Source organism: Helicobacter didelphidarum (assembly GCF_003364195.1).
Lineage (GTDB): Bacteria > Campylobacterota > Campylobacteria > Campylobacterales > Helicobacteraceae > Helicobacter_A > Helicobacter_A didelphidarum.
Window position 1 is genome coordinate 146,101 of record NZ_NXLQ01000001.1, and the last position, 21,026, is coordinate 167,126.

Genomic DNA, 21,026 nt, shown 5'->3' on the forward strand with positions numbered 1-21,026 from the left:
GCTATACAAAACAATAAACCCTCATAAATAATATAATATATCTATGAAATCTTGTTCTAAGTTTTTATTTTATCATATTTTTAGGCTTCCCAAATAATACACTTTCATAAAGCCCAAGCGAAAAATGGTCGCAATAAAATTCATAATGAGGTAAGAGATTTTTTAGATAAAGTGGAATTTCGACATAATCACTCTCACTATGATAGAGGCAGATAGCAAGCTTTGGGTTGTATTTTAAGAGTGTCTTTTCTGCACCCTTGAGGGCTGGTAGTTCACTTCCTTCGATGTCCATCTTGATAAAATCCACTCGCTCTATTTTTCCCTGTTCTACCAAATCATCAATACTTGCAGTCATCACATATTCTTGTCCCTCTTGAGATTCTAGGCTTAGTTTCGCACCACCACCTTTACCTTGTGAATATACTTTGGTCTGTGAATCAATATAGAGAGGGTGTTCTAATAGGGTAATATTGTGGATTTGTGGATTGAGTGCTATATTTTTATGGAAAATCTTGAGATTCTCAGGATTGAATTCAAACGAATAAATATGCCCATTGTTTCCGACTTTATGAGCAAAATACAGTGCTGTATCACCATAGCATGCCCCGCCATCAATGACATAATCTCCTTCTTGTGCCGATATGATATGTCTATATGCATATTGCTCTAATACAAAATTTACAAAAATCCCATACGCAGAATAATATAGCTTACCCTTGCCTAAATTGAGTTCTTTAACTTGAGCTAAATCGATTAGATTTAATGTTCCAGATGGGGATTCGATACTTTCTTCAAGCATAGAATCTAAGAGAAAATGATGATATTTCCAAATATGCTCATAGTAATGAATGAGATAAAGTCCTTGAAGCCGAGTTGTTCTATACCATAAGGCATTTACAAACATCATTTTACTATATTCATCATCTAATATATTTTGTACTATAAAGAGAATCTTAGAGGTATCATATTTTCGATAGAACTTGCTTACCCCCCCCCCCCGTTTATAGCAAAAACATTATCTTGAATATTTGGAAGTGGATACCCATTTATACCATTATATTTATAAGTCCTTGACAATAGTGATAGAATCTTTAATCTTGTTTTTAATTCTGTAGGAAAGATAAAGGGGATTATAATAAGAGATTCTAATCTATCAAAAAGTCTATTATATGTATTTTTTCTTATTTTTTTATTAGGGATAAAAAAAGTAAGCAATGTTGCAACTACTTTAAGTAGATAGTAAAAAAATGTCATAATCTTTTCCTTTGAATACTGAGTATATCAAGCTAACATTATATAATAATTTTATTGAATTTTGTGAAATATCGCAATAATTTTATTGAGTCATAGAATTATATCAACAATAACTTTTTAATTTAATTCTTATTATAATTTCTATCAAAATATATAACTATAACCTACACTAACTGTTACATTTATTAGTGTTAAAGCGTATGACAGAAGAAGTTCTTGATTGAAAGGATCGAAAAGCATTGAACTTGTAATCTCTACTCTATGCTTTGCCGCAAAGCTTAAATTTATCCCAAATTGCGATCCAAGAACAAAGACAGGTTTATACAAGTTGCTAGCATTCATTCCTAAACAAACTCCATAAGAAAGTCCAAATGCTGTATTTGGCTTACTTGAAGAAAATGGAATGTCTATAAGCCCATCTGAATATACAAGCAAATTATGTGAATCAAAATATTCATTTAAGATGAAATTGAATTGATAACTATATTCTGCATAGAATCTTTCACCGAGAAATCTGTTTTTTTCTTTAAAATGTTGGTACCCAAGTTTTACTTTACCACCACGAAATCCCCCATCAATAAATCTTTCCATTAAAGGTGCAAAAGTAAAACTTGCACCAAGCAATACACCTGTTTTTTGTTGATTATACAATGCTCTATTTCTTAACATTTTCTCAGTTATTACTTTATCTTTTGTAGTGATTTTCTTGCTCCTATTTTGTGTTGCATTATTTACATTGTGGTCGATAATGCCATTGTTAATGGTTGTATTAAGGATATGATTGCTCGGATCATATTTTCTTGGTGTTGGCACATAGATTCTATTTGGGTCATCATCATACCACTGAATATCTTCCCCACCTTTGATTGCCCCATATTCATTTGCCGTGATGAATATGGGAAAGAAGTAAATGAAAAGAGAAAAGAGATGAGTGTGTAAAAATTGCCTTATATTCATTTTTTTCCAAAATTATAAGTATAGCCAATGCTAAATGTAATATTCTTAGCAACAAAGCTTTCTGCTTGATATGTTGTTCCGCTTGCTAGGAGAAGGTGTAATTTCCCATATTCTGCTAAATCAGGTTGATAACCGATTGGAAGAAGCCATTGAGTGAAAAATTCAATTCTGTGTTTTGCTGCAAAGCTTAGATTTACCCCAAAATTCAATCCGAGATTAAAACCAAAAGGTAAATTATAGATTCCATCATAATATGTTGCTCCACCTAATGTTGCACCAATTAAGATTCCAATTGCTGAGCTTGGTTTTTGAAAATTAAAAGGAATATCTATCAAGAGATCTGCATTAAAAGTTATGCTTTGTGATTGCAATTTATGCTCTGTATCTTTTATTTTTCCCCCAACATATTTATAATGGAGATAATAACGTGTGCCAAGCATTGGCATTAAGAAATTCTGTGATCCAATCTTTAAGCCTACACCAGCGAGATTCCCAGAGATATTATAACTAGTCGATCCCCTTTCCATAGTAGAATCTATCGTAATAAATGGGATCTCTATACCGAGTAAAAAGCCACTTTTGAGTTTATTATACACTTCATCACTATTTTGTTGATTCTGATTTGTCTGTGAATATGGATTTTGCGGATAATTTTGTGTCGGATAGTTCCCGTTCTCATACATAGGCACAAAATTTTGTGAATCAAAGTTCTGTTGTGCCAACAAAAGTCCCCCATTGTTCTTATTTCGCATAACTTCTGAATCACTTGAACTTATATTTACAAAAGATTCTAAAGAATCACTTTTTGCATTTGCATATTGCCCCAAAAAAATACCACATAACATAAGGCTTATCGCCATTTTCATGATTTTCCTTGATATATTGCTTATCATCAATTATCCTCCAGTTAAAAAAGATAAGCGTATATTACAAAAAAAAAAAAAAAGAAATCAAGGATTTTTAATTAAATTGGAAAAATCAAAAGAAATTCGATATTATCTGTGTTTCGACAATAATAAAAACATTTAAGACAAACATTTGAGTATTATGTGATAAAAATATGGATGATGAGCATACAAATTATATATTATGTAATTAAGGGAAATTTGGACTTGTGAGTGCAAATTGAATCTGATATATCAATATATAGATATGAGTTTATAAAAATAAATGAGATTATATGGTTTTAATACTATCAACAACAAAATAGACTGATAGAATAGAGAATTTTAGATTCTCTACCTCATAGAATTTATTTTTTATATTGATTGATAACCATAGATTATGATTTTACCGCAATATATGGTTCTTCACGGAGTGGGTATTGACATTTTCCTTGATTGCATTGTCGTGCTATGCGGATAGACTGGAATAACACAAGAATTGTAACACACATAAAAAACACACAAAGAATTGCATTTATCGTATTATTGATAACACCTTGTTTCATAATTGCAACTTCTCTTGCTTTAGATTCTATTTGTTCTGCACGGATTTTCTCAATTACTTGTTCTTTTTGTGATTCTTCAAGTTCTTGCAATGTAACTTCCGAGATCTCAGGTACAACTTTACCGCTTTTTAAATCCTCTAAATATGCTTCTAATGTTTCTATTTTCTTGCTTGTATTTTGCACAAATGCCACATGGCTTACTGCATCATGCACTCGTTCCCCATTTGCTGGGAGAACTTTTTGTGTTCCTGCATATATAGTAGCAATCATTACAAATGTTGCTGGTAGTGCAACAACCCATGCATATTTTCCTCGTCCCATTTTAAAGAGGATTGCCATGACAAGTAGTAGTGCAATAACAGCTAACATTTGATTGCTTACTCCAAAAAGTGGCCAAAGACTATAGATCCCACCATTTTCATCTATTGCACCTTGATAAAGGAAATATCCCCACCCGGCTACACAAATGGCAGTAGCCAACATGCCAGCAGGAAGAGAATCTAGATTCCCCAAAGGCTTATAGACATTTCCTAAAATATCTTGCACCATAAAGCGACAAGTCCTTGTCCCAGCATCAACAGCAGTTAAAATAAAAAGTGCTTCAAATAAAATTGCAAAATGATACCAAAATGACATAGAACCAGCAGAAAACAATGGCACTTGCGAAATGATTGTTGCTAAGCCAATAGCAAAAGTGGGTGCACCACCTGTGCGACTAAGTATCGTATTCTCTCCAATGTTTTTTGCTAAATCGGTAATATCTTGTGGATTAATGACAAATCCCCAGTTAGAAATAGTTTGAGCGACACTCACTGCATCTGTCCCAATAGCAACAGCAGGAGAATTGATTGCAAAATAGAGACCAGGGTGTAGAATACAAGCAGAAATGAGAGCCATAATAGCAACAGCTGATTCCATAAGCATAGAGCCATAACCTACCATTCTTGCATGAGATTCTTTCTCAAGCATTTTGGGAGTAGTTCCAGAGCTAATTAAGGCGTGAAATCCGCTGATTGCCCCACATGCAATCGTAATAAAAAGAAAAGGAAAGAGCTTACCAGCAAAAACGGGACCGGTGCCATCTGTATATTGAGTAAATTTTGGCATTTGTAATTCTGGTGCAACCAATAAAATTGCGATTGCCATAACGACAATAACACCAATTTTTAAAAATGTGCTAAGATAATCGCGTGGTGCAAGTAAAAGCCATACAGGCAAGATTGCTGCTACAAAGCCATACGCCATGATGATTAATGCTAGAGTGGTTTCCTCAAAATGAAAATAACTTGCCCAAACCTCATTTTCTGCGACAACTTGTCCATAATATAATGCAAACATAAGGAGAATAAAGCCAATAATACTTGCCTCACCTACATGACCAGGTCGTAAGAATCTCATATACACACCCATAAACATTGCAATGGGAATAGTCATTGCGATTGTGAATGTCCCCCAAGGAGAATCAGCTAATGCTTTTACAACAACCATTGCTAAAATTGCAATAATAATAAGCATGATTCCAAAAATGGCAAGCATAGCAAAACTCCCAACAGCATTTCCCATTTCTTCTTTAATCATTTCACCTAGTGATCGCCCTTTGCGTCTTGAAGAGATAAAAAGAACAACAAAATCATGCACTGCACCGGCTAAACAACCACCAACAAGAATCCAAATCATTGAAGGTAAATAACCCATTTGTGCTGCAAGCACAGGACCAACTAAAGGACCGGCACCTGCAATGGCTGCAAAATGATGACCAAAAAGAACTGCTTTATGCGTGGGGACAAAATTCTGTCCATCATTATGGATAATAGCTGGAGTCGCACGTTTATCATCAAGCCCTAAAACTTTATTTGCAATAAATCCACTATAAAAACGATATGCAATAGAATAAATACAAATCGCAGCTACAACAAGATAGAGAGCAGAAATCTTCTCTCCATTATGCAATGCCAACACACCAAAGCAACATGCACCAATAATAGCTACGATAAACCAAAACAATTTATTAAATGGCTTCATTCTTCTCCTTTTAAAATGATTCTCTCTATTACTAAAGCTTACATAATTCATATCATTAAATTATTACTGCGATAATTATTTATAAGTGAGCAGTGAATAAGATAAGTTGAAACGCATATTCCCTTAAATTACACTACATAAATAAAGAGCTATTTATATCATAACTTATCAAAATGAAATCTTTTAGACTAAAATGATAGAAATGATAAAAAAAATCAAAAGTGTATAAAAAAGTAATCACTTTATTCTATATAAATATTATGTAAGTTTCATATATGCAAACTTAAAGACGGAATGTCGAATCTTTTTATAAAGTGTTTTTTAGTATAAAGTAAGAGTAATATAGAAATTTTTAGAGAATTAAAAAATAATTGCTTAATGAATTTAAAAAGTAGAGTTATTTTGCAATATATGTAGAATTGTTACTTATTGTGATAATTTTTTGTATTATATTGTAATTTTAAATTTTTATGAAATAAAAATAATAAATTCCTTAAGAATATAATATAATTTCATACTCTAACATGCAAGGTTTGAATGTGCTAAACTGCGTTATAAAATTCTTAGAGGTTGCATATATTGCATGTAAAATCCCTTTTTTTTCAATACAGATTATTTTTTATAGAGTATTCATTTTTATAATATTTTATTGTCTATTTGTGTTCTCATTTAAGAATCTTTTAATTGCGGAAGTTTTGCACGGAGAATTACAAAAAAGAGATTCTCAACAGAATCATTTTATCCATCAAGAAGTAGGGCAGCATGAAACACAATTTCATGATTTCGTGCAAGATTCTCAAACAAATGTTTTTCTTCCTTCGCATTCCACAGGACTTTCTTCTACACAAAATCAAATGCAAAAAAGCAGTTATTCTATTCTTGCTGATTTGCGTGAAGCATTTAAAGAGTATTCACATCTCCATAAGGAATATACTACTTTTCTGAAACAACTACAAAAAAATAACATTATAAGTAATCCCTTTAGCGATACAGAATCTCATAGGGAGAATTCACTTGCACATACAGATCTTTCTTCGCAGCATACCATCTCTCCTTTTCACAATCTTTTATTGCATAGTAAAAATTCAATTAATAGTTTTGATATGGGATTAAGACATAAACAAAAGCATTTGACATTTAATGGAGAAACTTTCAATGCTTCTATACACACAACAAAACCCCAAGAACCAAAACAAGCTCATGATTCCTCAAAGTTTTTAGCACAAAACAAGCTAGATAATCCCAATCCTATACAAACACAGCAGGATTTAAAATCTCCTTTTGATATTGCTACTCTTGCACCAAAATGTCTCAATCGAAAGTTCAACCTAAAAAAAGAGGAAAATATTAATGCACTTACTATCCTCAATGCACTTGCAAAAGATTGTGATTTTTCGATTCAATACCAAAAGCAATCAAGTTTAAAGCGAGATTCTAAAGAAATATTCGGCGATATAAATATGCTGAATATTCACCAAAAAGAACTTGATTTTATTCTCAATTTGCTCTTATACGATATTTTTTATGAAGTCAAACCACATAGGCTTATTCTTAAAGATCATGGTATGCAAATTTTTGAGATAAATTATATTTCAAGTACACGTATGGCACAAAGCAACACAGATGTATTATTCTCACAAGAACAACACAATCAAAGTATGGGATATGGTATTGGTGGTTATAGTGGAAGTTATAGTTTAGGTTTTGGCGGATTAATGTCAAATAATGGGGCAAATTCCATGCACAATAACTCTCTGTCAAATCACAATCTTTCACACTATCTTGACAATCTTTCAGTAAAAAATCAACTTCGTAATCAAATGAATTATGCAAACAATCAGTTCGGAAAAAGTGGAACAAAAATTTATTCTGTTGATGAGATTAATTTTTGGGCTGATATAGAATCTAAATTGAATATTTTGCTTGATTCTAAGCATGGTGATAGATTTATGATTGATAAGGGTGCTGGGCTTATTTCTGTATGGACAACAAAGAATAAAATGGAAGAAATTGCACATTTTTTACAAAATTTAGAAAGAAAAATCAATCTCCAAGTAGCCATTGATGTTGAGATTCTGTCCTTGACACATTTTAACTCAAATAATGTCGGGATTGATTGGCAGGAAATCTTTAGTATCCTTAATCCAACTCAATCAAAGTTCAATGTTATGTTTGGTGGTAGTTCTAGCTTTACGCTTAGTAATTCAAGTATGGATTTACGTTCAATTTTTAATCTCTTGAAAACTTATGGGGACTTGCGGAGTTTGAGTAATCCAAAGATTATGGCATTGAATAATCAACCAGCAATTATTAGTGTTGGCTCTGTTTTGCGATATTCACAGAATCTTGTTTTTCAATCTAATAATACTAATAATACAATTCAAAATACAAGTACACAATATCCAAGTGTTTTTGCAGGAATCTTACTTGATATTACTCCATCAATCAGTCAAGATGAGGTGATTTTACGCATTAATCCTTCAATCACAAAAACAAAAGATCCTGAACTAGAAAACATGGCTCAAGCCCTTACTTCACCACCAAATCTTAGCACAAATCAACTTTCCTCTATTGTGAGATTAAAGAATGGGCAACGAGTGATTATTGGAGGATTATTAAGCAATATTACACAAAATACTACGCAAGCCATTCCGGGCATCGGAGAAGTAAAGGGACTAAAAAACATTTTTGGTAAAACCAGCAAGATTCAAAGAAATGAAGAACTAATCATTATTATAACACCACATATTATTGAATAATTTTGTAATATAAATGATATTTGGTTGGAAAATACAAATGATATTATTTGTTACATAAATAGAATCGCATTAAAGTTATCTCATGTTTTGATGACTTCATAACGAGAATCTTATAATTCTGATGATTTTATTGTATAATACAAAATTTTAATCTTACCCAATCATTTTGATAAATAAGGAATACTATGGACATTCGCGCGTTATATTTGGATTATTTTAAGAGTAAGAATCACCTGCCTTATTCCTCTATGCCTCTTGTGCCAGATGATGCGAGTTTGCTTTTTACGAATGCGGGAATGGTGCAGTTTAAGGATATTTTCACAGGCAAAATCCCTATCCCTACTCCACCGCGTGCGACAAGCTCCCAGCTGTGTATTCGTGCAGGTGGGAAACACAATGATTTGGAAAATGTCGGCTATACGGCGCGTCATCACACGCTTTTTGAAATGCTTGGCAATTTTAGCTTTGGGGATTATTTCAAAAAAGAGGCGATTGCTTATGCGTGGGAATTTGTTACACAAGTTTTGGGCTTTGATAAATCCGTGCTGTATGTAACCATACATGAAAGCGATGATGAGGCTTATGAGCTATGGTGCGAACATATAGAATCAAGCCGTATCAAGCGTATGGGCGATAAAGATAATTTTTGGCAAATGGGCGATAGCGGACCTTGCGGACCTTGCAGTGAAATCTATATCGACCAAGGGGAGCAATATTTTCATTCAAGTGAGGATTATTTTGGCGGTGAGGGCGATAGATTTTTGGAAATATGGAATCTTGTCTTTATGCAATATGAGCAAAAAGATGGAATCCGCACGCCCCTACCAAAGCCTAGCATTGATACAGGTATGGGGCTGGAGCGAGTGATTGCGTTAAAAGAGGGTAAAATCAATAATTTTGATACTTCGCTTTTTGCTCCATTGATGAAGTGCATAGAGAATCTCACGGGGCAGAGATATTATGGCGATGACGAAAAAGAAAAGAGGATTGGGACAAAAAGAGTAGAAATTGTAGATTCTATGGAGAACACCAATCATTCAATGAGTGTTATGGAGCTATCGGGCGATGAGGTTGTGGCGAGTTTTCGCGTGATTGCTGATCACGCGCGCAGTGTGGCTTTTCTCTTAGCGCAAGGCGTGAATTTTGACAAAGAGGGGCGAGGCTATGTCCTGCGGAGAATCTTGCGTCGTGCGGTGCGACATGGGTATCTTTTGGGACTAAAAAAGGCGTTTTTGTATGAAGTCGTGGGAGTCGTGTGTGATTCTATGGGGACACATTATGAGTATCTCAAAGAACGCAAAAAAGCGATACAAGAGCAATGCAAGAATGAAGAGGAGCGATTTTTTGAGACTATAGAATCTGGTATGAATCTCTTTAGCACGGAGCTTGAAAAAATTATAGAATCTCAAAAGACAACAAAAGCAGATTGTGCATCACAGGACGATGAGAGAGCCACGCAGCCTTTGGATTCTCACACGAAGTATTTTGATGGCGAGATTGCCTTTAAACTCTATGATACCTATGGTTTCCCGCTTGATTTGACACAAGATATGTTGCGCGAATATGGCTTAGAAGTGGATATGGAGGGCTTTGAAGTATGTATGAATGCGCAAAAAGCGCGTTCAAAAGCAAGTTGGAAAGGCAGTGGCGATAGTGCAAAAGAGGGCGACTTTAAGGAGATTCTCGCTGAATTTGGTGAGAATGAGTTTGTCGGCTATGAGTGTATGAGTGCGGAATGCGCTATCCTTGCGTTGTTAGATTCTGACTTCAAACGCGTAGAATCCTTAAAGGCAGGGAGTGAGGGCTATGTCCTACTTGATAGGACGCCATTTTATCCCGAAAGCGGAGGACCTATCGGCGATAGGGGTGCGTTGTATTTGCCTTTGGATTCTGATTCTAAGAAGAGAGAATCAAAAGTGTTGCACTCTCACTCATCTCATCATAGAGACGATTGCAAAAATAATGCAAATCAAGTCGCTCAAGTCCTTGATACCAAAAAATATTTTGGCTTAAATCTCTCTCAAATCAAAGCCCTTACGCCCCTCAAAATGCAACAAAAAGTATTCGCGCAAGTAGATTGCAATCGCCTAGAAATTATCAAACATCATAGTGCGACACATCTCTTGCATTATGCACTGCGAAAGGTTTTAGGCACACATATCGCACAGGCGGGTAGTCTCGTAGAAGCAAGTCGTTTGCGTTTTGATTTCTCGCACCCTAAAGCTTTGAGTGATGAAGAAATAGAATCCATAGAGGCGTTAGTCAATACGCAAATTCGCAGTGCAAATTCGCAAATATGTGAGAATATGAGCCTTAATGCGGCGAAGCAAAAGGGGGCTATGGCGTTGTTTGGCGAAAAATATGGCGAAAATGTGCGTGTGATTAGTTTTGGTGATTCTATCGAGCTTTGTGGTGGAATCCATGTGAGAAATAGTGCTGAAATAGGAAGCTTTTATATCACAAAAGAAAGTGGCGTAAGTAGCGGTGTGCGGAGAATCGAAGCGGTATGCGGTGTGGCGGCTTATGCGTATGGCAAAAATGCACTAGAGATGATAAAGAGGGCGAAAGAGGAGCTAAAAACGCAGGATTTGACACAGGGCATACAAAAGCTTAAAAATGAGTTCAAAGAGCTAAAGGAGAAGGCAAATAAAGCAAGAAGTAGCGTGAAATCCTTTGGCTATGAAATGATAGGCGGGGTGAAGCTCATTATCGCTAGTGTGGATATAGAATCAAGCGAAGCAAAAGAGCTTGTCGATAGGGCAAAAAATGAAAGTCAAAATGTCGCTATTATGCTTATTACCACTCAAAATGACAAGGCAACGATTATAGCAGGTGTGAAAGCAGATTCTCAACATTCAAGCAAACTCAAAGCAGGGGCATGGGTCAAAATCGTCTCTCAAAGTCTTGGTGGGAATGGCGGAGGGCGAGATGATTTTGCCACCGCAGGAGGCAAACTCCCAAGCGATGAGACACAAGCAAAAGCCATGATAAAGCAAGGCTTAGAAAAAGCAAGGGCGTATGCGAAGTCTGCGCTGGGGGATTGAATTTTGGTTAAAATACGATAAAAAGGATATTGAGGTTTAACAAAATTTAATAAAAAAGAGGAGTTATATATATATATGAGATTCTATCAATGCCTTTTGTAAGCCTTTTGGTTTGGCGTGTGGGTGGATTCTAAGTGTTTGGGCTGGAATCTTCTCGCTCCACACATCTCGGATATTGTGCGATTTCCAAGTGCCTTTTGCTTTGATAGGCTTTTTTTGCAAGACAAGCAGATATTCACTCTGCTTCCGTGTGCGATAGCCCATACCCATTTTGCCCTTATCCCAAGTGATTAAATCCACGATTTGTAAGCTTGTTTTTATAAGCCACGAATGCACCCCCTCGCAGAGATGAAATTTATCAATCCACAGCATACAATATGTGCTAGGTTTTAGCACACGATTGATTTCTGTGATAAAGCGACTAATCTTCTCTTCGCTCATTTGCGTAAGCTTCGTCCGCTCCCTCTGTCGCTCCCCCTCATTGCCATAGCTCATCTTATCAAGCACGCCACGATATTGCGGGTCAAAAAAGCATAAATCTATACTGCTAGATTCTATCTTCCCCATTAGTTCTAAGCCATCGATATTAAGGCGTTTGTTGAGTAGGTGTTGCAAACTCTATTCCTTGAATTATTAATGGCAATATTGTAGCACAAATTGTATTGCAACCCGCCATTGCACCTAAAATCACACTTGAAACTATTATTCATAAGAAAGGGGATAAACTTGGTAAAATGGGAGTATTAATAATGCAAGATATATAGTATAATGAAATTAGATTTTATACCAAAAAAATCAGGCTTAATTAAGCCTTAATATAAAATATAAAGGAGATAACTTTATGAAAAAATCTATTTTATTTGTATTAATGATAGTATTTCTATCAACAAATCTTTATGCAGAAGAACTGCATTATCACAAAGAAATGTGGTGTTTAAAACCAGATGGAACACCTAATGGCACAAAAGAATTTGATGAAGATGGTTATGGGCGTATAATGAATAAAGAAGGTGGTGACGAAGGTTATGATAATTATCAGAAAGCATCATTACAAACTTTATATACACAAACAGCTATAGAGTATGGTATACCTACAAAAATACCATCTAAAAAAATAAAATATGATAGTGAAAAAATTGCTGGTTCAGTCACAGTAGAGCCAATATCTAACACTCAAATATATATGTCCACATGGCAAGACGGTGGTGAAAACCATATATTAATGACATATAACCCTGCTACAAACATAACCCATAAGACAATATGTGTGTCACTACCATAGAAGTCCTGTATATTAATAAAAATTAACTTTATTCCAAGCCTGTGTAATTAGCTATCAGGTTTGTGAATAATAAAATTAATTAACTACTGCAAGGGAAAATGATGGAAGTGCAGAAAAGCAAACAGATTAGAATAAAAGATATACGAGATGAGCATGATAAGTTTAACTCAAGTAACAAATTATGAGAATCTACCAATAGTAAGATAGCAATCATTACTGCCCAGCTCATGCCACTCCCCAAAAGTCGATTTATATTTATTATAAAAAATATCGCAAGGATAGCGATATAAAGTTATTATCACGGCAAATGGCAATATCGCTCTTTATCATATCAAAAAGCAAGGCGATTAAGAGAAATGAAGCAAGTATAAATCCAATACTTGCGAGATGAAGCACGATGATAGAGATAATCTTTACCCATTTGGAACGCAAACTCTCATAGTAGATAAATTCTATTACCTTTATTTGCTTGTTGTGTTGATGAAAATTTTGATTTGGAGAATCTTGATTGCTATATTTTTGATTGATAGATTCTTTAATTTTGAGATTCCACAATCTTAGAATCTAGCTTTGTTATCATAGTTTTGATAGTGATTTTGCATTATTTCTCCTTATTTTTGGATTGAAATATATGAAAGCTAGAATCTAGCATTGTATTCTCCAAGCTTCTTTGTGAAAACAAAAATCGCCCATCACACACAAAGCCAAGCTCCTGCCAATCGGTATTATTAAGCTTATCACACACATCTTGCAATATTATAGAATCCACTTGAAATGTTGGAAAAATCGCTAGAATCGAGCCATCATAAGCCTTACACGAATGCAAGAAAAAGGCTTAGTATTGCGTGTTTTGGTATTGACATAAATGCGTGGCAAATCGCTTTTAAAATAATCTCTCCCCCATTCCCACCAATTTGTTTCACTAAACTTTTTGATTTTTCGCTGCATAAGACGCGCTTTGAACCCTTGCAAATACTCGCACTCCTTGCCATATTCGCCATAAATCATTCTTTTAGTTGTGCCATTTTTGCAAGTTTGTGAGCCTACAAACTCTACATTCCCCCATTTTTCACTCACAAAGATAGAATCTGCCCCACTCACCGCCCCAACTTTCACGAAAAATAAAGAATAAAAAGGGATTGTATAGGATTTCTTAGTGAAGAGAATCTGCCCATTTATGCAGGAGAAATCCTTTAGGCATTGCGTTTTACGCATAAAATTACCCTTTTCAAATCGCCATATTATGCAGTTTGGCTGGGCTTTGTGAAAAATCTTTTTATCTCCTAGCTCGATATAGTGCGTGATACTTCCTTGCTGATAGAGGAATTCATTCAGCTTCACACTTGCAGTGCTTTTTAGAAAGTCTCTTGGCGTGATAAAAATAAGCTCCCCGCCATTATTTAAATGCAAAATACACTTATAAATAAAAAATAAATAGAGGTTGCTCCTCTCATCAAACAAGGACATATAAGGCTCTAAAAGCTCTTTTGTAGATTCTATAATATCTTGGAATCGCACATAAGGAGGATTGCCGATAATAGTGTCAAATTTTTCACTTACAGGATAGCTAAAAAAATCAAGCCGCAAAGATTCCTTGCAAGCGATACGAGAATCTAGCTCAAGTCCTATTGTATTGCTACTAGGCAGATTCTTCAAAAACGCTCCATCTCCGCAGCTAGGCTCTAAAAATCGCCCATTATTTTTCACAAGGGCGAGCATATCACTTACAATATGTGGCGGGGTAAAAACCTGCCCTAAGCGTTCGATATTACGATTCATAAAAGTATTTCTTAAAATGCAAATACGCATCAGCCCGAAGCTTTAGCGACTGCTCAAATGTGCCTAATAAAAATTTTTTTGCCATTTCAAAATCTCGCTCTATAAGATTACGATTATTGTCCCATTTTGCTTGAAAGGGCAGATTATTGCCATTTGGCAAAATAGATTCTAAACATTTAAGAGAAGTGGCAAACACATCACTAGGATTGTCTTTATTGATGATTAAAAAATAGTAATCCTTGTCATTTGAGGCTAAATTCTCTCTCAAAGTTTTGAAATATAGCTCCCAGCTTACTCCATTACCAAAACTTGGAATCTTGCCCGTCAAAGCATAATAGATTCCAAGTTTGCAGTTGAGATTATCTGTCGTTTTTGTCGTGCTTACCTTGATATTGACAGGATAGAACATATCATTTTCATCAAAGCTAAAATCTACCTAATCACGCATATTTGGACGATTGATAGCAAAACTTGATTCTAAAAGATTAAAAATTTCATATTCATTAAAGGCGGAGTTGATTCGCCCATCACGGCTTTGTTGGCTTAAATGCAAATTCTTCTTTTTCAAAAATTCCACAATTTCACAAAGCATTTTAGGTAAATTCATTTTGGATTCTCACAACTCCGTTTTTAGCACCGCACCATTTGCCGCATTGCTTACAAGCAAAGCATAGCGTTTGAGCCACTTGCCTTGCACCTCCTTTTTGATAGGCTTCCACTTCGCTTTGCGAGATTCTATGGTTGCAGAATCCACGAGCAATTCAAGGCTTCCTTGCGATACAGATATGCGGATAGTATCGCCATCTTGAATAAGTCCTATCAAGCCTCCTTCCGCAGCTTCCGGGCTGATATGCCCTATACACGCTCCCCTTGTCGCTCCGCTAAATCGCCCATCGGTGATGAGGGCGACAGATTCGCCAAGCCCCATTCCCATAATAAGGCTTGTTGGGCTTAGCATTTCTTGCATTCCGGGTCCCCCACGCGGTCCCTCATAGCGGATAACCACGACATTACCCGCCTTGACTTTTCCCCCTGCGATACCTTTAATCGCCTCATCTTGCGAGTTAAAGCACACGGCTTTGCCCTCAAATTCCTTCATAGATTCTGCAACTGCAGCGACTTTGAGCACCGCACCTTGTGTGGCGAGATTGCCATAGAGGATTTTTAATCCGCCCACTTGCGAATATGCCTCTTCATTGTGGCGGATAATATGAGAATCTAGAATCTCCGCGTTTTTAATCCGCTCCTCCAAAGTCTCGCCCGTGATAGTGAGGGCGTCAAGGTGGAGGATAGAATTTCCTCTTTTACTGACTTCATTCATGACGGCATTCACTCCCCCCGCACGATTAATATCCTCCATATGCACGCTACTTAGTGCCGGTGCGATTTTGGCGATATGGGCGACTTTTGTCGCGATGTCATTAATGTTTGATAGCTCGAAGTCTGTCTCTGCCTCTTTGGCAATGGCAAGCATGTGAAGCACGGTATTGGTGCTTCCGCCCATCGCCATATCCACGACAAAGGCATTGTGAATGGCTTTGAAGTTCAAAATATTGCGGAGTTTGAATTTCTCGCTTAAAGTAGAATCTAGGGCGATTTGGACGATTCTTCTTGCGGCTTTGCGGAGCAATTCCTCACGCTCTTTCGTAAGGGCGGGAATCGTGCCATTGCCCGGTAGGGCGATACCCATCGCTTCACAAAGCGTATTCATTGAGTTTGCAGTAAACATTCCGCTACAACTCCCACCACTCGGACAGGCTTTGCATTCTATCTCATGCAGTCTTTTTTCATCAATCTTGCCACTTGCAAACTCACCTACTGCCTCAAATGCAGAGTTCAAATCAAGTGCAGTGCCGTCCTCTAAGCGTCCAGCGAGCATAGGACCGCCACTCACAAAGATTGTCGGCACATTCACACGCAACGCACCCATAATCATACCCGGCACGATTTTGTCGCAGTTTGGGATACAAATCATCGCATCAAGTGCGTGGGCATTCATTACAGATTCTATACTATCGGCGATGAGTTCGCGACTAGGGAGCGAATAGAGCATTCCACTATGCCCCATAGCGATACCATCATCGACACCAATCGTATTAAACTCAAATGGCACAGCTCCTGCTTTGCGGATTTCCTCTTTGATAATGCGTCCATATTCTTGCAAAAAGAAATGTCCCGGAATAATGTCAATGTAGCTATTTGCCACACCGATAAAAGGTTTAGAAAAATCCTCATCTTTCAAACCTGTGGCACGCAATAAACTCCTGTGCGGGGCTTTTTGGTAACCTTTTTTGATAATATCACTTCGCATGGGTTTCTCCTTAATAATAGCAATATTTTTTGTTTCATGTCCAAAGGCTAACATTCTAATATAGAAAAGTTAAAAATAATAAAAAATTAAGATAAAAACACAAAAACTAATGCCATGCAATCATTTTTAATTTTTTATGTTGAAATCTTCCAAATTTTCCAATAATATGTAGCTTTATTCTTGAACGATGTGCTATTCTCTTGAGTGCAGGAATATTTTTTTGGGAAAAACTTATGAGTAATTCATATTCTTCGCCACTTTGATATACAGAATCTTTAAGTTTCTTAAAAGCATAAAATTGCAAATTATTCAATTTTTCCAATCGAGTAATTTCAGTTGCTAAACCATCACTAATATCCATACAAGCATGAATATATTTATATGCTTGGAAAATAAATTTCTCTCGCGTAACTGGTAAGCAAAAACGTGCATAAGGGTTCTTAGATTCTATACAATTATATGGTATTTTATTGATTGTCGCACCATATCGCAAGAGACTTTTTAATATCTTGAGGCTTCCACCCAAATTCGCATTCCGACGGCTTGTATAAGCAAGATAATCTCCTTTTATGAGATGATTCCTATGTAAATATTTACTTTTAAGTTTTCCAATCAAAGTAATATGAAAACCAAGTTTATCGCCTTTTGTTGTATCTCCTCCAATAAGGGCAATGTTGTATTTTTTGCAAATTTCTTGTATCCCTTGCACAAGTTCAATAAGCATTGTTTTGTGTGAATCTCTTGGTAAAGTAATGGCTAAAAGTGCATAGAGAGGCTCTGCTCCAGAACTTAAAATATCTGAAATATTAACTAAAAAGGCTTTTTTTGCTACATTTTTGTAACTTAGCCAATGATGTGAATGAACATAGCGAAACAAAGTATCGTTTTGATATAGCGTTTTCTCTTGTTGTATGAACACATTTTTTGTTTGTAAGGAAGATGGTTGTATGCGAAAATGAACATCTTCAATGAAGCTATCCATTGCGATAATATAAGGAGATTCTTTGGTTTTTTTGCTGGTATGTAAACAGCGAAGTCGAACACAATCATCACCTAATTCTTGAGTGATGCCACTTTTTTGTAATAATGTCAAGAAAAAAGATTCCATATCCATAGCACCCTCTCCATGCAATCTATATTAGGGTATTTTACACTATTTTTGAGAAAAGTTTAAGCTTTTTTCTTATGTTATCTATTTGGTCTTGATTCATGTTATAATTATACAAAAACTATATAACTTTTTTGGAGAAAGATTCTGAATGTCAAATACCAAAAAATCAGATAATCATCAGCAGATAAATCAGATTTCAGAGTTAGATAATTTACAACCAATATCACAAAAAACACAAAATATGAAAAAAGAGGAAAGTGTTTTAGAAGAAAGTGTAATTCCTGTTGATATTTTCAATGAAGTTTCAGCAATTACATTTACCCATAACAATACTAATAATCTTATCCAGACAAAGCAACAACTTCTTCCTGAACAACAAATAAAAGAAGAATTGATAGAGCAATTAGAATCTCAAAGTAAATCTTTTGTAGAACAAGATGAACAATCTAAGCAAGATGTCCGAGAATTAAATCAATTACACGGACAAAATGTGCAAGAAAGTAGTGATATTGCTCATTTAACTAATCAGATTCAACATGAAAACAATGAAGACTTCATAGAACAACAAGATATGTCACAAATTCAAAATCCACATCAAGATTCAGTAAGTGAAATACCTGAGAACATGATAAACAATTTTGAAGATTCTCATATTATACATAATCAAAATATAGATAATAAAGATGAAAAACACGAGAATACAGAAGAGTTTTTTGATAAAGATAGCAATGAAGCTATACAGAATCAAACACAAGATTCTAATAAACACACTAACCAAGAGACATCTAATCCTGACAATCTGCAAGAATATACTTCTCGACAATGTATATCCGATGAAGATAGAGAATCTCTCATGCAAGAGATTCTTGAGGATAAGACAAGCAAAAAAAGAAAAAAGAGTAAAAAAATTAAAAAAGCATTCAAATATAAACGACATTGGGGTTATATTCTTTATTCTAAACGTCTTCTTGGTAGTATTATTGTGCTTGCATGTTTTATTGGTTTATATACAGGATATTTACTCTTTGGAACAACTTCGCTCCAAGTATTGTGGGGACTAAACCAACAAAAAAAGACACTTGAAGAGAGGGTTGAACAAAGTCGCATAGAAAATGCTCAATTACAAAAAAAAGTCTTAGAATTGCTTAGCCTTGAGCCAGATTAGAGTGTATCTAAGAAGTGTTTCCTTAGAAATATATTTAAAGATGTAGTACAAACTTTCAACGAGTGTTCAATTTATTCATGATAAGAATCATGTGTTGTAAGAAAAATAAATGGTTGCATTGAGTAAGTAAATAATCTTTCAGCTTCCTCATTCCATGATAAATAGATAAATATTTTAAATTTGGAAAGTTTAATAAAATATCTAGTAATTTTGTAATATTTTCATAGAGCTTCAAAAAATTACAAAAAAACATTTCTTAATTTACTCTTTTTGTATTAGAATATAGTGTTTATCCTTACTGCTACAAAAGAATTATAGTGATAAGTAATTGTTGTTATATGATTTAGGAGAAGAGAGTGTTGTTATACACAAATTTGTTTATAAAAGTATTGTGTTGGATTTTTGTTTTCTTTGGTGTAGGGTGGACACAAACTTTAGATTTAAAAGATGTTGTAAAAGCTATTGAAAAAAATTCTTTAGAGCTAGTCAATAACAAAGCACAATTTGAATCTCTCTTGTCAGAAGGTAAATCAAATCTTGCATGGGAATACCCCTATCTGGATACAGAAGGTGGCACAGCACAGGAGAATGGTCGTATTGGTGGCGAATGGAGTGCAGTATTTCTAGTGAAACCAAAACTTTGGTGGGTTAATCCTCTCTTGCGTGATAGTCTAAAAAGTAAAAATATGCAATATCAAAAATCACATATCCTTATTCGTAATATTAGTTTTATTGGAGTAAAGAGAATTTATCTTACTTATATTGCAACAAAAGAGAAATATCAATACTATCTCACACGCGAACGTAATTTCTTGCAACTTTTAGGAAATGCTAAGAAAAGATTAGAGGGTGGGAGTATTAGTCGTAAAGATTATGTGAGTTTTGAATCTGCTTACATAGATTCTACGCTTGCGAGCCTTGCAGTTCAAAACGAATTGATAGAATTGCAAAGAATGTTGTTTATGATTTTAGGACTTGATAAGCAAGGTTATGTTTCTCATTTTGAGCAAGGTGTGGGGCTTAATAATAGTCTTGATTCTCTTGGCTACTCAAATGTTACCCTTAGTAATTGGGAAATAGCGAAAGATACTAATGTGCAAAATGTTCCCTCACAAACAATGAGTGAAGATTTGCAAAGACGCAATCAAACTGATGCAAACCTAAATAATATCATGGCATTACAAGGCTATAATTTAGAAATATTAAATTCTAATACTTCAGATTCCAATCTACAAAATCAAAATAATAATTTAGACAAAAAAACTTCCTCGCTTGCTTTGAATCAACAAGATATTGTTATTAACGATTTACAATTCAACTATATAGAAGTGGGGCGAAGCATACTAGAAGAAAAATTGAAAAATTCACTTTATACAGAAATATTAGATCTGCAAGCGAAAGAATATCAGTATCTTGGGCAATATGAAGGAAGAAATCACTGGAATGCTTTAGAATTTGGTGCAGGAGTCAATTATTCTCTCTCAAGATATAATCCAACATTTCAATTATCTGTTCCTTTGCCTGTTACAAAAAAACAATCCCACTTAAAAGCAAAATATATGGCACTTGAGAATGGAGCGGTAAGTAAATCTATGATTACAAAAAAACAAATTGCTATCAAGGCACATGCCTATTTGAAAGAGCTATCATTGCAAAAACACTATATTAATATAGCAAAAAATAATACTGAAGTAAAGCAACATTTAGCTGAACTGAATCGCCTTGCCTATGAAACACAACAAGTAACACTTTTTGAATATATTACACAAGCGAACGCATTTGTAGATTCTCAAATTGAACTTGTCAATTCACAGATTAAATATATTAATCTCGTTGCATTCCTGGAAGAAACACTCGGTGAGAGCTTTACGGATATTAATAATTAGGAGCAA

14 protein-coding genes and 2 pseudogenes are annotated in these 21,026 nt (G+C 35.1%); 5 read left to right on the forward strand and 11 right to left on the reverse strand.

Annotated features, from left to right (window positions below; all coding sequences use genetic code 11):
* Positions 1-64: 64 nt before the first annotated feature.
* The 5 genes from CQA53_RS00620 to CQA53_RS00640 form a co-directional block, all read right to left on the reverse strand.
* Positions 65-907, reverse strand: coding sequence for an FkbM family methyltransferase (locus tag CQA53_RS00620; protein ID WP_115542082.1), 843 nt, complete (start codon positions 905-907; stop codon positions 65-67).
* 77 nt (positions 908-984) lie between these two features.
* Complete coding sequence (locus CQA53_RS00625; RefSeq protein WP_115542083.1) at positions 985-1,254, reverse strand: hypothetical protein; 270 nt, start codon at positions 1,252-1,254, stop codon at positions 985-987.
* 144 nt (positions 1,255-1,398) lie between these two features.
* Positions 1,399-2,211 (reverse strand): outer membrane beta-barrel protein, encoded by an 813-nt coding sequence (locus CQA53_RS00630; RefSeq protein WP_115542084.1) that lies wholly within the window; start codon positions 2,209-2,211, stop codon positions 1,399-1,401.
* Positions 2,208-3,077 (reverse strand): outer membrane beta-barrel protein, encoded by an 870-nt coding sequence (locus CQA53_RS00635; RefSeq protein WP_181882299.1) that lies wholly within the window; start codon positions 3,075-3,077, stop codon positions 2,208-2,210. The genes CQA53_RS00630 and CQA53_RS00635 overlap by 4 nt, the downstream gene beginning before the upstream one ends.
* Before the next feature lie 416 nt (positions 3,078-3,493).
* On the reverse strand, positions 3,494-5,683 hold the full coding sequence (locus tag CQA53_RS00640; RefSeq protein WP_115542086.1) for a carbon starvation CstA family protein: 2,190 nt from the start codon (positions 5,681-5,683) through the stop codon (positions 3,494-3,496).
* A 539-nt stretch (positions 5,684-6,222) separates the two neighbouring features.
* On the opposite strand from CQA53_RS00640, the gene CQA53_RS00645 reads away from it, so the two are divergent.
* A complete protein-coding gene (locus CQA53_RS00645) occupies positions 6,223-8,442 on the forward strand; it encodes a pilus (MSHA type) biogenesis protein MshL (RefSeq protein WP_245945542.1) in 2,220 nt (739 codons plus the stop codon).
* Between the two features lie 185 nt (positions 8,443-8,627).
* The gene (alaS, locus tag CQA53_RS00650) at positions 8,628-11,486 is read left to right on the forward strand and encodes an alanine--tRNA ligase (RefSeq protein ID WP_115542087.1); all 2,859 of its coding nucleotides are present in this window, start codon (positions 8,628-8,630) and stop codon (positions 11,484-11,486) included.
* A gap of 63 nt (positions 11,487-11,549) precedes the next feature.
* Here the strand turns inward: alaS and CQA53_RS00655 are convergent, their stop codons facing one another.
* Positions 11,550-12,053, reverse strand: coding sequence for a site-specific DNA-methyltransferase (locus tag CQA53_RS00655; protein ID WP_407918835.1), 504 nt, complete (start codon positions 12,051-12,053; stop codon positions 11,550-11,552).
* Between the two features lie 274 nt (positions 12,054-12,327).
* On the opposite strand from CQA53_RS00655, the gene CQA53_RS00660 reads away from it, so the two are divergent.
* Positions 12,328-12,768: a hypothetical protein gene (locus CQA53_RS00660; RefSeq protein ID WP_115542088.1), complete on the forward strand. Its 441-nt coding sequence runs from the start codon at positions 12,328-12,330 to the stop codon at positions 12,766-12,768.
* 258 nt (positions 12,769-13,026) lie between these two features.
* Here the strand turns inward: CQA53_RS00660 and CQA53_RS00665 are convergent, their stop codons facing one another.
* The 5 genes and pseudogenes from CQA53_RS00665 to CQA53_RS00685 form a co-directional block, all read right to left on the reverse strand.
* Positions 13,027-13,323, reverse strand: a complete 297-nt coding sequence (locus CQA53_RS00665) for a hypothetical protein (RefSeq protein WP_115542089.1) — start codon at positions 13,321-13,323, stop codon at positions 13,027-13,029.
* A gap of 46 nt (positions 13,324-13,369) precedes the next feature.
* Positions 13,370-14,577 (reverse strand): annotated as a pseudogene (locus tag CQA53_RS00670) (Eco57I restriction-modification methylase domain-containing protein).
* Positions 14,537-15,154, reverse strand: a pseudogene (locus CQA53_RS00675) (restriction endonuclease). Before CQA53_RS00675 ends, CQA53_RS00670 begins: the two co-directional pseudogenes overlap by 41 nt.
* 9 nt (positions 15,155-15,163) lie before the next feature.
* Positions 15,164-16,858: a dihydroxy-acid dehydratase gene (gene ilvD / locus CQA53_RS00680; protein WP_112051686.1), complete on the reverse strand. Its 1,695-nt coding sequence runs from the start codon at positions 16,856-16,858 to the stop codon at positions 15,164-15,166.
* A gap of 106 nt (positions 16,859-16,964) precedes the next feature.
* The gene (locus CQA53_RS00685; RefSeq protein WP_115542090.1) at positions 16,965-17,972 is read right to left on the reverse strand and encodes a thiamine-phosphate kinase; all 1,008 of its coding nucleotides are present in this window, start codon (positions 17,970-17,972) and stop codon (positions 16,965-16,967) included.
* A gap of 145 nt (positions 17,973-18,117) precedes the next feature.
* Here CQA53_RS00685 and CQA53_RS00690 point away from each other — a divergent pair, with 145 nt between their 5' ends.
* Positions 18,118-19,134 (forward strand): hypothetical protein, encoded by a 1,017-nt coding sequence (locus CQA53_RS00690; protein ID WP_115542091.1) that lies wholly within the window; start codon positions 18,118-18,120, stop codon positions 19,132-19,134.
* A gap of 356 nt (positions 19,135-19,490) precedes the next feature.
* Positions 19,491-21,020 carry a TolC family protein gene (locus tag CQA53_RS13185; protein ID WP_245945544.1) on the forward strand — a complete coding sequence of 510 codons (1,530 nt, stop codon included), beginning with the start codon at positions 19,491-19,493 and terminating at the stop codon, positions 21,018-21,020.
* The last annotated feature ends 6 nt before the right edge of the window (positions 21,021-21,026 follow it).